This window comes from Cysteiniphilum sp. (assembly GCF_057495195.1).
The window spans coordinates 1-12,904 of the sequence record NZ_JBXTEF010000058.1; the positions used below are offsets into that span (position 1 = coordinate 1).

A 12,904-nucleotide genomic window follows, 5' to 3' on the forward strand; every position below is an offset into this window, starting at 1 on the left:
AAGCTGAAAATGAGTTGGGAGAAGTTCAATAAATATATTGACCGTTACCCACTACCGCAGCCACGAATAACACATGACTTTTATACTTTAACAGGTTCAGTGAGTTAAATTGAAGAGCCGTATGTGGGAAATCTACAAGTACGGTTCTGTGAGGGGCATCATGCTTTCTCACATTATGTTTGAAATTTAAAATATAAAAGGAGAAGCAGAGATGTCTACTCGACAATATTTTCAAATTACGTCTATCCTCAATGATTAATCCCATAAAGTAAATGCGTGTTGATTATAGCTAGAGAAACACTGTAAAATGATTTGCGGGCGGTATATACTAAGCCAAGTTTCTAAATAGAGTTTATATCACATAATGATTGACACAAGTTTAAAAGAGAAAATAGCAAATATTCAGTTATTGGTACTGGATGTAGACGGAGTTTTAAGTGACGGCAAAATTATTCTAAGCAATGATGGCAATGAGACTAAGCATTTTGATGTTAAAGATGGCTTAGGCATGCTTTTGTTGCAAAAGTTTGGTGTTAAACTGGCTGTTATTACTGGAAAGAGCTCGCAAATTGTCCATAATCGTTTAACTGCTTTAGGTGTCAATGATATCTATCAAGGACAAAAAAATAAAATTAAAGCTTATGAAGACTTATTAACAAAGCACCAAATAAGCAAAGAAAATATTGCCTATATGGGGGATGATTTACCTGATTTGACCTTGATGATGAAATCCGCCGTTTCCTTCGCACCAGCTGATGCCTTAAGCGCTGTTAAAACGCGTGTTGATTACGTAACAGCACAAAAAGGTGGCTATGGTGCTGTGCGTGAAGTCTGTGATCTGATATTAGAAAGTAAAGGGTTTCTAAATAAAGTGATTGATGATTATATCACTGCTGGTGAGGTTCAAGCTTAATGTTTTTTAGTAAGCGTGTTTTCTTCACAACGATTGGACTTGTTGTTGTCATTGGCACCAGTGGTTGGTTGGTTGTGAAATCAGCACAAGAGCAAATTAGTCATGGTGACCTGCCTGCTCACTTTATTGAGAATACAGCAAAAACAATTACCTATGAAAAATATGACACGAAAGGTTGGCTAGAGTATACGGCAACCGCAGTTAATGCTACGCGCTTTTATAATCAAGATGCAAAGCTTACAACAGTTAATGCCACACTGTATTCAAAAGAGAAAAAAGATAAACCTTGGAATGTCACTGCCAATTACGCTGATATTACCAATAACAACAATAACATGCATTTATATGGTAATGTAGTCATGTTGCGTAATGCCAATGGCAAAAACTCACCTGCGATTAAAATTGCGACTGATTCGGTAAATTACGATGATGACAAAGACTATATGGATACAGATAAAAAAGTTACGATAAGCCAACCAGGTACACCAAATAATACGATTGGTACAGGCATGAATGGATCACCTAAAAAAGGTGATTTTAAGTTATTGAAGGATGTAAGAAGTTATTATGCAGGACAAAAGAGATAAAAGAAGTAAAAGAAATAAGAATGGGATAAAGCATGGCTTGCTAAAGTATGCATTATGTAGTGCGACTTCTTTGTTTATGCTACCGCATGCCTTTGCCGCTGAACAGAGTGGCTCAATGGATGCCGCTAACATGTTTGGTAAAAATGCCAGTAGTGATGGTCAAATTACCATTTGTAGTGACAGCTTATCTTATAGTCAGAATGCGCATAAGATCATTTATCAAGGCAATGTGCTTGTCATGCAAACCAAAGATGCAAATATTCAATGCAGTGGTTATCGCGTTCCGAATGAAAATAGTAAGTGGCCGGTATATCAATTTCCCGATCCAAAGAAAGGCAATGGCAAAGTGGATTACACCAAAGTGCAAAAAGCAGCATTAGACTATGCTAAGGGCGTTTGTAAAAAGCAAAATGGTTGTCGTTTTTTAACAGGACAGACGCTGACGATTTTATTTGATGATCAAAATAAGCAAGCTAAAGATGTCGTATTAACAGCCAATACACCTTACATTGCTAAGTTCTACTCCTTACCATTCCCAAAACAGGCACAAAATCATCAAAAGAAAAATAAAAGTGATAGTTCGGATCAGCAAACGGTATATGCTGAAGGCAGACAAATGAACTTTAACTTGCTTAATAGCACGCTAACCATACAAGATAAGGCCTATGTTGATCGCACAGGTAATCGCTTTTCCGGAGATAAGGTGCTTTATGATACCCAAAATGGTCTAGTGACGGTGCCAAATACGGGGCAAAGAGCGACGGTTATTTTAAATAACCTAAATAATAAATAAGGCTTATAGCATGAGTGTTGGTGTAGTAAGTGCCGTTATTATCATTGTCATCGCGATTTTGATCTGGCGTAACTCAATGAAAGCAAGAGAGCATGCGGTTTATATGGCAGTTAAAACAGCAAAACAATGGGATGTTCAGTTGTTAGATGATACTGTGTGCCTCACAAAAATGCGCTTATCGCGCCAAAGCAATATTGGTAGCATGTGCTTATTTCGCGAATATGCGTTTGAGTATAGCTATGATGGTGTCGATCGCTATAAGGCTTTTTTGCAGTTTAATGGTAATCAATTTTTGCAGGTTATATCGAATGATCAAAAGATAGACTTCAAAGAGATACAAGGCGAAAACGCTACTCATAATGAAGAGATATACACTAATAATATTATTGACTTAAGTGCTTATCGCACAGAAGATAAAAAATCTCCCAATAAAGATAATGACAAGGAGTAGTGAACTGATGATTGAATTACATCAATTTCCTAAATTAGGTGATGTGCCAAACGCCAGTCCTTTTTGTATGAAATTAGAAAGCTATTTGCTTACACAAAAAATTCCATATCAAAACTTTTATAGCGCGGATTTAAAGCGTTCACCAACGGGCAAAATGCCATATATTAAAAAGCAAGGTAAGTTCTATAGTGACAGTAGTTTTATTATTGATTTATTGGAGAAAGAAAGCAGCACACCAATGCAGCAAAACCTAACTGGTTTAGAAAAGTCACAAACCTTGGCGTATCAAAGGTTATGTGAAGAGCATTTGTATTGGGCGTTGGTCTATAGTCGTTGGGTTGATGTTTCTACTGATAATAACTGGCGCAGTATCGTACAAGACGGGACTAAGCTGCCTAGATTATTGTTTGGCATGATTTTTAAAGTGATGAGCAAAAATGCGTCCAGGCAAACCTATGAACAAGGGTTAGGGCGCTTGACCAAAGCACAAATTTATCAAAAAGCAGATGATGATTTATGTGCATTGTCTAATTTTTTAGGTCAAAAAACCTATTTTTTTAATGAGTCACCTAGCTTACTAGATCATATTGTTTACGCTGTTGTTGCTAATATTGAGCACACTCCTTGGCAAAGCCAGTTAAAGCAACAACTTGCCAAATATCCTAACCTACAAGCGCATAGTGCGCGGATGCTTAGGGAGATTTTTAGTAAATGAAACCATTGATAACTAGAGTTACATGTTTTGCAAAAATATTATAATTTTAAAACACCCCGTCAGCCTATGGCTGCCACCCCTCTTAAAAAGAGGGGAATTAGGCAATAGTGATTTTATATTCACCTTTTTGCAAGAGCGATGCTTAAGCTTGCAAGGCGGAGTGTTGAAATAGCAAAAGTGCGTAACCTCAGTTAGTAAATAAGTAAAAGAAAAACAAAAAATAGGTAAAACAAAACCATGTCACACGATATCAAAACCTTATTACAACAACCTAAAGCTGAGTTACATATGCATCTTGAAGGCAGTCTTGAGCCTGAAATGATGCTGAATTTGGCGCAAAAAAATGGTGTTAATCTAAAGTACAAAAATTTAGCAGAGGTCAAAAAAGCATATAACTTTAATAATCTGCAAGAGTTTTTGGATTTATATTATCAAGGCATGTCCGTACTTCAAACTTCTGATGATTTTTATGATTTAACCTATGCTTATTTGCTTAAATCACAACAAGATCATGTGACACATACTGAGATTTTTATCGACCCACAAGCACATTTATCGCGCGGCATTTCACTTTCAACTCTTTTTGATGGGGTTAATCGTGCCGTCAAAAAAGCGCAAACTGAGCTAAACATAGATACACAATTAATTATGTGTTTCTTACGTCATTTATCAGAAAAAGATGCTTTAAATACCTTTGATCAACTGATGGAATATCGTGATAACTTTATTGGTATTGGTCTAGATAGCTCAGAGCTTGGCAATCCACCAGAGAAATTTAAAAATCTCTTTGAATTAGCACGTAAAGAGAAGCTTCATTTAGTTGCTCATGCTGGTGAAGAGGGACCTGATGAGTATGTTTGGCAGGCCTTGGATATCCTAGGGATTGAGCGCATTGATCATGGTAATGCAATTTTAACTGATGATGTGTTGATGAAACGCATTGCAAAAGATAATATTGCACTCACGATGTGCCCATTATCAAATAAAGCTTTAAAAGTCGTACCAAACTTGACCGATCATCCGGCGAGAATATTGTTAGATAAAGGCATCAAAGTGACGATTAACTCCGATGATCCAGCATATTTTGGTGGTTATGTTAATCAAAACTATATTGAACTGATTGACGGTTTAAAGTTAGGTACTACGGAAATTCAACAGTTAATTGATAATAGTTTATCAGCAAGATTTATCAAATAATACGTGAGTGCTATATTATGTTGCCCAGAATCTTTGACTTGAGATCTCAAGTAGTTAATGTTAAAACGGAATTTATTTCAGCGATAACAACTTTTTTAGCAATGATGTATATTATCGTTGTTAACCCACTTATTCTTGCAGATGCAGGAATTCCATATGCTGCAGCATTAACAGCAACGATTACAGTTTCAGCAATAGGCTGTATATTGATGGGTTTTTTTGCAAATAATCCAATTGCAGTGGCACCAGGAATGGGTATTAATGCATTTTTTACTTATGCAATTGTCGTGCATATGCAAATTAGTTGGCAAGTAGCTCTTGGGGTGGTTTTTTGGTCAGGCATTATCTTTACCATACTATCCATTTTAAATTTACGTACCTATATTATTAAAGCAATTCCTCAGCAGATTCGTTATGCCGTGGTAGCTGGCATTGGCTTATTAATTGCAGTAATAGCATTAAAATCAGCTAATGTGATCATGCCAAGTCAAGCCAATATGATACAAATGGCGCCATTAAATTTATCTTATATCTTGTTTATATTAGGACTTTTGGTGGTAGGTATACTACTTTACCATAGAATCAAAGGGGCATTGATCGTAAGTATCATACTAACAAGTACCCTTTATTTTATGGTTACAGTATTTTTTCCAGAAGTTGGAGATGACATAAAATGGCAAGGTATTTTCTCGATGCCTGATTTTTCGGCTTTCTTTCAATTAGATTTGATGAGTTCGTTATCTATTGCATTATGGCCTGCTATATTCGCTTTCCTATTTACCACTTTATTTGATAGTTTATCTGGACTTATTGGGGTTTGTGAAGCAGGTCAGTTACTTGATAAAAATGGAGATCCAAGAAATATCAAAGAAGCACTGACAGTAGATGCTGTATCAGGTATTTTGTCTGGTTTATTTGGCACAAGCTCTGCTATTTCTTATATTGAATCAGCGGCAGGAATTGAGGAAGGCGCTAAAACAGGTCTAAACGCAATTTTTGTAGGTTTATTGTTCCTGCCATTTTTATTTTTTGCTCCATTGTTGTCGATGATTCCAAAAGTTGCCACAGCACCAGCATTGATGATGGTTGGTATTTATATGATGAAAATGGTCGTTAAAATTCAATGGACAAAGATAGACGAAGCTTTACCTGCAATTTTAATTGTCTTAATTATTCCTCTTTCTAGCTCAATCACGCATGGAATTATATTAGGTATTATTATGTGGTTATTGATGAAATTTTTTACCAAGCAATATGATAAAATAGATATAACATTGATTATCATCGGGGTGTTATCGTTATTGTTGCTGATCATTGAAGCAGTATCTATATAGTAAAAAGGGGGGTAATATGAGTTTAGTGATATCTTTCCAAGGGGAAAAGGGGGCTTATTCAGAACAGGCAATTCATAAGTTTTATCAAGCACAAGATAAGAAAAATGAGCAAAGTGCGATTGAAACTTTAGCCTGTGGTTCATTTGCAGAAGCACTCGAGATGGTTGCTGAGAAAAAAGCTGATTTTGCGATGATTCCAGTGGAAAACTCAATTGCCGGTAGTGTGATACCTGCCTATGATGAGCTGATTAAATACAATCTACGCATTCAGCATGAAGTCATTTTGAAGGTTGAGCATTGTTTGATGATTCACCCTAATGCAAATATTGATAATATTGAGTTGGTTCGTTCACATCCACAAGCCTTGGCACAGTGTCAGAACAATATTGAGCGTATGCATTTATCCCCTAAGAGTTTTGTTGATACCGCAGGAGCTGCTAAATACATTGCTGAAAAAGAGATTCTAACGCAAGCGGCGATTGCTAGTAAGTTAGCCGCGGAAACCTATTCGTTAAAGGTCATTAAAGAGCATTTTGAAGATGAACCATTTAACTTCACGCGATTCTTCTTGTTGGGACGTGACGAGCTAAATATACCGTATGAAAAAGATCAATTGTATAAATCATCAATTATCTTTACAACATTGCATAAACCCAATGCATTAGTGCAAGTGCTTGCCTGTTTGTCAGAGCACAATATCAATATGTGTAAGATTGAATCCAGACCATCACGCTCGCGTGCTTGGGATTATAGTTTTTTTGTGGATTTTGAGGGTCATGAAGAAGAGCATAATGTGCAGGCTGCCTTATTGGCGATTTTAAAGAAAACGTCGTTTTTGAAGAACTTAGGATGCTATCAATCGATCACGTTGTAAATCTTAAAAATTCACGCGTATTTGCAATCATGAAACACTATAAAAAACACGATAATTTGTATACAATCGTTTGTCATTGAATCTTACAAATAGGTAATTCCTTTGATTAAGTACTTAAGGCAGTGGTATCACAAGAAATTTGATAGCAATGAACCTGCCGTCTTTATAGTCGTAACGGTCATTGCGGTACTCATTATTAACTTTTTTGGTGATCTTTTAGCACCAATTTTAGCCGGTGTTGTTATTGCATATTTATTAGAAGCCATTGTTTCTTTTTTGTCAAAAAAATTAAAGTTAAATCGCAATTTGTCTGTTTATATCGTTTTCTTAATTTTTATTGCGCTAGTGATTATGTTGTTACTATTTGTGTTACCAGCATTAATGCATCAAGCGGGGCAATTCGTACAAAGCATTCCACAGCAGATTAATAATCTACATGCAAGTTTATTGGAATTATCTAAAAAATACCCAACGATAATTACACCTGAGCAAATCAAAGATGCAGTAAATACGATCTCAAATATTAAAATGGATAAAATTGCCGGTATCGGTCAATATCTACTTAAATTTTCTTTAGCATCGCTATCAAGCATATTTACTTGGTTGGTCTACTTATTTATCGTGCCATTGTTAGCATTTTTCTTTTTGAAAGACAAAGATCGTATTGGTAAATGGTTTGTCAATATGTTACCTAAAGAGCGTGGTGCACTCGAAGAAGTATGGGCAGATGTGCGGCCACAATTGGGTAATTATGTCAAAGGTAAAACAATTGAATGCTTGATTGTTACCGTCGTTACCTATATTGGCTTTATCGTTTTTGGTTTGAATTATTCACTACTATTAGCCATTTGCGTTGGACTTTCGGTATTTATCCCTTATATCGGGATGGTGATTGTTACTATTCCTGTGGTACTCATTGGAATCAGCCAATTTGGCTTTAGCTCTGAGCTTTTCTATATGCTTTTGGTTTATTTGATCATTCAAGGTTTGGATGGCAACTTATTGGTGCCATTATTATATTCTGAGGCGTTGAGCCTTCATCCGGTAGCAGTTATTGCTGCTGTTCTTATCTTCGGTGGCATATGGGGCTTTTGGGGCTTGTTCTTTGCAATTCCATTGGCAGCGCTTATTAACTCGGGTGTTAAGATGTGGACTCGACGCAATATTAATAATAAAAATCTCAAGGAAGCCTAATGGCTGAAGTCAGAGGCAAAGAGAGATTAAAACGTCCAGAGGTTACTATTCAACTACGCCCTTTTCATCGCAAAGTGCATCAAGTATTACTGGAAAATAAGGTGGATAGCTTTATCGCAAGCATTATCGCGCGACGCATTGATGATCCTGAGCATGCTTTAAAGTTTGCTCACTTAAAGCTTAAGTTTCTCACCTCGCCACATTTATTAAAAGATGCAACAAAGGCGGCAAAGCGTATTATTCAAGCACTAGAACGTGGTGAAGTCATTGGGCTTGAAACTGATCATGACTGTGATGGGCAAACATCGCATGCGATTTTACATGTTGCATTGACTAATATTTTTAATCATCCAGCGGATAAGATTCGCTCATATATCGGGCATCGAATGGCAGAGGGCTACGGCTTATCTGATAAGCTTGCGCAACGTATTTTAGATGATGATACGCGTCCATCATTGGTGATTACCGCCGATAACGGCTCAACCGATGAAGCGCGTATTGCATTATTAAAGTCACAAAATATCGATGTGATTGTCACCGATCATCATGCAATTCCTGAAGAAGGCGTGCCGCAAAGCGCTTATGCCGTGTTAAACCCAACACAAAAGGGTTGTGAGTATAATGATCCCTTTATTGCAGGATGCATGGTTGCTTGGTTGTTGATGGCGGAAGTCAGAAGACTATTATTACTTGAAGGAAAATCGATCAATAGTGACTATCAGTTAACGGATTTACTTGATTTCGTTGCTGTGGGCACAGTTGCTGACTGTGTTTCTATGGCAAAGAGTATAAATAATCGCGTTGTAGCTTATTATGGTATGCACAAGATTTCACAGTTAACACGTAGTTGTTGGCGTAGTTTTAGTGATTATTTTCATCATAAAGTCGATAGTGAATTTTTAGGGTTTGTCATAGCACCTTTACTCAATAGTGATGGGCGCATGTCTGATGCCTTAAGCTCGGTGAGTTTCTTATTAAACGAAGATCACCAAAAAACCAAACAATGGGTTGAGTTCTTACAGCAGCAGAACAATCATCGCAAAGCCATTCAAAAAGACATGACAGCCAAAGCAATGAGTGAAGCCTCAAAGCAATATGTAAAGGGTGCTTCAAGTATTTGTGTCTATCTTGATGATGGGCATGCTGGGGTGCATGGCATTTCAGCAAGCCGCATTAAAGACAGCTTTGGCTTGCCGACGATTTTATTCTCACCTAAGCAAGGTGAAAGCGATATTATCACGGGATCAGCGCGCAGCATTGAGGGCTTAAACATTAAAGCCGTTTTAGATCTTATTTATCAAAACACGACAGATATTCTGATCAAATATGGTGGACATACCGGAGCTGCTGGATTAACCATTTACAAAGATAAATTTGTAGAGTTTTCTCAAAGCTTTAATGACTACTGTCAAAAAGCAATTGCTGAGCATAATATTACTGCCACACCAATGATTTATTGTGATGGTGAGTTGAATGCTGAGGAGTTCACACTTAAACATGTTGAAAAGTTTGCTTTGCTTGAGCCTTATGGTCGTGAGTTTGAAGCGCCTGTTTTTTGTAACAAAGCAAGTATTTATAGCTTTAAATGGGTGGGTAAAGAAAGCCAACATCTGCAATTAATGCTTACCATTCATGGTAAAAACCTTAAAAGCATCTGGTTTTTTGCTGATGAATATTTAGATGATGCTGATATTCAAATAGGTGAAGAGGTTCAAGTGGCATATCGTTTATCGAAAGAGCACTTTAATGGTCAGACGTATATGAGCTTAAAGGTCGTGCACTTGGCTAAATTGACGCATCAAAGGTAAATATTATGACGACTCAAAGTGTTGAACATACAGAGCTTAATATCAAAAAGCTTTTTGAAGAAGCGGATTTATATGTGCGTGATGCACAGTTGACAATGATTGAAGCGGTTAAAGAGACACTGATCAATAATGAAAAAATTGTTATTGAAGCGCCAACGGCAACTGGTAAAAGCTTTGCTTATTTGCTCGGTGCGCTTTTAGCAAATGAAGTGCGCGCTAAACAAGGGCAAGAGAAGTTATCAATCGTTGTATCAACGGCAACAGTAGCATTGCAAGAACAGCTGATTGATAAAGATTTGCCGTTTATTCATCAGCTTATGCAACACCATAAAATTGAGTTTAGTTATCAATTGGCAAAAGGGCGTTCACGCTATTTATGCCCGCGTAAATTGCATCACTTTGACAGTGATGATAGTGATTTGCAAAAAGAATCAGAAATGCTGGATCAGCGCTTAAGCAAAGATTGGGATGGTGATTTTGATCTGTTGGAGAAACCGGTTTCTAGAGCATTGATGAGTGAGATTTATAATACCAGCAGTTCGTGTTCGTTTAGCCGTTGTGAATGTTATCGCGAATGTCCTTTTTTTAACGCGCGCCAAGGCTTACGCAAAGTCGATATTATCGTTGTCAATCATAGTTTGTTATTGTCACATCTTGATCTTGGTGATGGTGCAATTTTGCCTAAATTTGAAGACAGTCTTTATGTTATTGATGAGTGTCATCATTTACCTGATCGAGCATTAAGATCACTTTCTGGTTTTGCCTCACTATTAGGCTCGCAAACATGGATTAATGATGTTGATAAGCTGTTAAATGGTTTACCTTCTGAGCTTGCCGATCGTATCATGCGTGAGAATTGGAAAGAGGTGCGTAAAAACCTGATTCAGCAGTTAACCCAAATGCAGCAGTTAATTGACCCGATGTATGCTCATGCAATGAAAGAAGAAAATGTTTGGCGCATGACTCATATTACGGATGAGCTGCTTCAGCTTGCGACATCCATCAAAGAGGGTGCGGCTTTTTATATGAATCAATGTGATAAGCTCAAAACAAAGCTTGATGATTTTGCTGAGAAAAGTCAGATTCATTCCGCCAGTAGTTTAGAGAAACAATTCACACAAATTGGCTTTTTATTAGAGCGCTCAAAAAATCTCTACAATGTCTGGTCATTGATGATTAATCAAGCGACGATGCCACCGATTGCCAAATGGGTTATCCCACATGAAAAGAAAGTAAAACATGGAGAAGTAAAAGAAGTTCAAACGGATATGTTGGCAACTCATTTTCAAGATTATGATATTCATGCCTCACCGATTGAAGCAGCTTCATTATTAAAACAAGTCTTTTGGCAAAATGTACAACATGGTGTGGTGATGTGCTCAGCTACCGTGCGCTCACTGGGCAAATTTGATCGCTTTTTAAATGCCACATCCCTTAAAAAAGAAGCCAAAACCTTGCTTTTATCTTCACCGTTAAATTATTCCAAATCAAAGCTTGTTATTGCTGATATGCAATATGAGCCAGCACAACAAGATAAACATATTGAAGAGACAGCCAAGCTCCTCAATGAAGTCTATTTTAAGGATTTGCATGAAGGTGCTTTAATGCTCTTTACCAGTATTCATGCAATGGAAAAGGTCTATATGCGCTTAAACAGTGCCCTTAAGAAAATAACGCTTATTCAAGGTGATCGTTCAAAACAGGCAATGATTGCCATTCATAAAAAGCGTGTCGATCAATTTAAGCCATCGATTATTTTTGGTGTCGACAGCTTTTCTGAAGGGGTTGATTTGCCAGGCGCTTATCTAACACGGTTGATTATTCACAAATTACCATTTTCTGTACCAACGAATCCAATTGACAAAACACGCTCTGAATGGTTAGAGTCGATTAAGCGCAAACCCTTTATGGATATATCATTGCCGCAAGCATCACTAAAATTAACACAAATGGTAGGGCGTCTCGTGCGTACAGAGGCGGATGTTGGTGAGGTGATTATTCTAGATAAGCGCTTAAAAACCAAATTTTATGGTAAAGCACTTTTAGAGAATTTACCTGATTTTCAAATTGTAAAATGATAAAATTGTGACATAGTAATGATGTATGAATAAATTGCATCAGCTAGTACCTTTCCCTTTGAGGGATTACTCATGCGTTTAAGCTACACGGGTGGGGAGGATATTAAAACTCAACTTATTCTTGATTTATTGTATAGTAAAACGAAAGGGAAAACCGATGAAAAGAATTCAGAACTTTTTCAAACTTCTACCTGATCAAACAGTCTATGATAGGCTTAGTTCTCTTGTTGGCGAGCTTACTTTATTTGCATCAAATAAAGGACTTCATCATGTCTTTTGGGAGCATGAAGCACAGTTAGAAGCTTTTCAAATGGGTATTCAATCATTTAAACAAGATGTTAATCATCCGATAATTGTTAAAACAAAAACTCAATTGACTGAATATTTTAAAGGCAAACGTCAAGTATTTGATATTCCATTATGCCCACATGGCACAGACTTTCAGCTAAGTGTCTGGCAGGAGCTTCGTAATATTCCTTATGGCAAAACCATAAGCTATGGTGAGCAAGCAAGGCGCTTGGGTGATAAAAACAAAGCGCGCGCTGTTGGACTTGCCAATGGTTTAAACCCGATTTCAATTATTGTGCCATGCCATCGAGTCATCGGCAGCAATGGCAGTTTAATCGGCTTTGGTGAGGGATTAGATAATAAGGCAAAGTTGTTGGAGCTTGAACGGGGTGGTGCTAACTAAAGTACTTCCCATTGTCTAGGCCACTTTGCAATAAAAATGGGATATTTTTTACTGCAAATTCAGCTCATCAATTATAGGCTTCAAGCGAATGTTTTCATGTGGTTTTAAGCCTGATAATAGTTTCGTAACCGCTCCAAGAACAACGTCTAATATTTTGATTTCCTTAGAAAGATTGCCGTGATGTTTTTTATGAAAAGGCAACCACTCTGGCAGAATCATTTTTAAACGTTGTCCACATATCTGATCACTAATAAGCCAAATGTCCTTGA

The 12,904-nt window shown here is 37.2% G+C and carries 13 protein-coding genes; 12 read left to right on the forward strand and 1 reads right to left on the reverse strand.

The window, feature by feature from the left end:
- Positions 1-364: 364 nt before the first annotated feature.
- The 12 genes from ACY10D_RS05125 to ACY10D_RS05180 all read left to right on the forward strand — a co-directional run bounded on the left by ACY10D_RS05125 (position 365) and on the right by ACY10D_RS05180 (position 12,635).
- Complete coding sequence (locus tag ACY10D_RS05125; protein WP_486999694.1) at positions 365-913, forward strand: KdsC family phosphatase; 549 nt, start codon at positions 365-367, stop codon at positions 911-913.
- A complete protein-coding gene (gene lptC, locus ACY10D_RS05130; protein ID WP_486999695.1) occupies positions 913-1,500 on the forward strand; it encodes an LPS export ABC transporter periplasmic protein LptC in 588 nt (195 codons plus the stop codon). Before ACY10D_RS05125 ends, lptC begins: the two co-directional genes overlap by 1 nt.
- Positions 1,481-2,293, forward strand: coding sequence for an LptA/OstA family protein (locus tag ACY10D_RS05135; RefSeq protein ID WP_486999696.1), 813 nt, complete (start codon positions 1,481-1,483; stop codon positions 2,291-2,293). Before lptC ends, ACY10D_RS05135 begins: the two co-directional genes overlap by 20 nt.
- A 10-nt stretch (positions 2,294-2,303) precedes the next feature.
- Entirely contained in the window at positions 2,304-2,744 is a 441-nt protein-coding gene (locus ACY10D_RS05140) for a DUF3301 domain-containing protein (protein WP_486999697.1), read from the forward strand.
- A 7-nt stretch (positions 2,745-2,751) separates the two neighbouring features.
- Entirely contained in the window at positions 2,752-3,459 is a 708-nt protein-coding gene (locus tag ACY10D_RS05145; RefSeq protein ID WP_486999698.1) for a glutathione S-transferase family protein, read from the forward strand.
- Positions 3,460-3,696: 237 nt separating this feature from the next.
- Entirely contained in the window at positions 3,697-4,656 is a 960-nt protein-coding gene (locus ACY10D_RS05150) for an adenosine deaminase (protein WP_486999699.1), read from the forward strand.
- Positions 4,657-4,673: 17 nt separating this feature from the next.
- Positions 4,674-5,990 (forward strand): NCS2 family permease, encoded by a 1,317-nt coding sequence (locus tag ACY10D_RS05155; protein WP_486999700.1) that lies wholly within the window; start codon positions 4,674-4,676, stop codon positions 5,988-5,990.
- 16 nt (positions 5,991-6,006) lie between these two features.
- Positions 6,007-6,864, forward strand: coding sequence for a prephenate dehydratase (gene pheA, locus ACY10D_RS05160; RefSeq protein ID WP_486999701.1), 858 nt, complete (start codon positions 6,007-6,009; stop codon positions 6,862-6,864).
- 102 nt (positions 6,865-6,966) lie between these two features.
- The gene (locus tag ACY10D_RS05165) at positions 6,967-8,058 is read left to right on the forward strand and encodes an AI-2E family transporter (RefSeq protein WP_486999702.1); all 1,092 of its coding nucleotides are present in this window, start codon (positions 6,967-6,969) and stop codon (positions 8,056-8,058) included.
- A complete protein-coding gene (locus ACY10D_RS05170; protein ID WP_486999703.1) occupies positions 8,058-9,866 on the forward strand; it encodes a single-stranded-DNA-specific exonuclease RecJ in 1,809 nt (602 codons plus the stop codon). Before ACY10D_RS05165 ends, ACY10D_RS05170 begins: the two co-directional genes overlap by 1 nt.
- 5 nt (positions 9,867-9,871) lie before the next feature.
- A complete protein-coding gene (gene dinG, locus ACY10D_RS05175) occupies positions 9,872-11,944 on the forward strand; it encodes an ATP-dependent DNA helicase DinG (RefSeq protein ID WP_486999704.1) in 2,073 nt (690 codons plus the stop codon).
- A gap of 157 nt (positions 11,945-12,101) precedes the next feature.
- Complete coding sequence (locus ACY10D_RS05180) at positions 12,102-12,635, forward strand: methylated-DNA--[protein]-cysteine S-methyltransferase (RefSeq protein ID WP_486999705.1); 534 nt, start codon at positions 12,102-12,104, stop codon at positions 12,633-12,635.
- Between the two features lie 48 nt (positions 12,636-12,683).
- Here the strand turns inward: ACY10D_RS05180 and ACY10D_RS05185 are convergent.
- On the reverse strand, positions 12,684-12,904 hold a 221-nt coding region (locus ACY10D_RS05185), incomplete at its 5' end, for a hypothetical protein (RefSeq protein WP_486999706.1).

Coding starts and splice junctions, on each gene's coding strand:
- ACY10D_RS05125 (WP_486999694.1), top strand. CDS start 365: ATGATTGACACAAGTTTAAAAGAGAAAATAGCAAATATTCAGTTATTG.
- lptC (WP_486999695.1), top strand. CDS start 913: ATGTTTTTTAGTAAGCGTGTTTTCTTCACAACGATTGGACTTGTTGTT.
- ACY10D_RS05135 (WP_486999696.1), top strand. CDS start 1,481: ATGCAGGACAAAAGAGATAAAAGAAGTAAAAGAAATAAGAATGGGATA.
- ACY10D_RS05140 (WP_486999697.1), top strand. CDS start 2,304: ATGAGTGTTGGTGTAGTAAGTGCCGTTATTATCATTGTCATCGCGATT.
- ACY10D_RS05145 (WP_486999698.1), top strand. CDS start 2,752: ATGATTGAATTACATCAATTTCCTAAATTAGGTGATGTGCCAAACGCC.
- ACY10D_RS05150 (WP_486999699.1), top strand. CDS start 3,697: ATGTCACACGATATCAAAACCTTATTACAACAACCTAAAGCTGAGTTA.
- ACY10D_RS05155 (WP_486999700.1), top strand. CDS start 4,674: ATGTTGCCCAGAATCTTTGACTTGAGATCTCAAGTAGTTAATGTTAAA.
- pheA (WP_486999701.1), top strand. CDS start 6,007: ATGAGTTTAGTGATATCTTTCCAAGGGGAAAAGGGGGCTTATTCAGAA.
- ACY10D_RS05170 (WP_486999703.1), top strand. CDS start 8,058: ATGGCTGAAGTCAGAGGCAAAGAGAGATTAAAACGTCCAGAGGTTACT.
- dinG (WP_486999704.1), top strand. CDS start 9,872: ATGACGACTCAAAGTGTTGAACATACAGAGCTTAATATCAAAAAGCTT.
- ACY10D_RS05180 (WP_486999705.1), top strand. CDS start 12,102: ATGAAAAGAATTCAGAACTTTTTCAAACTTCTACCTGATCAAACAGTC.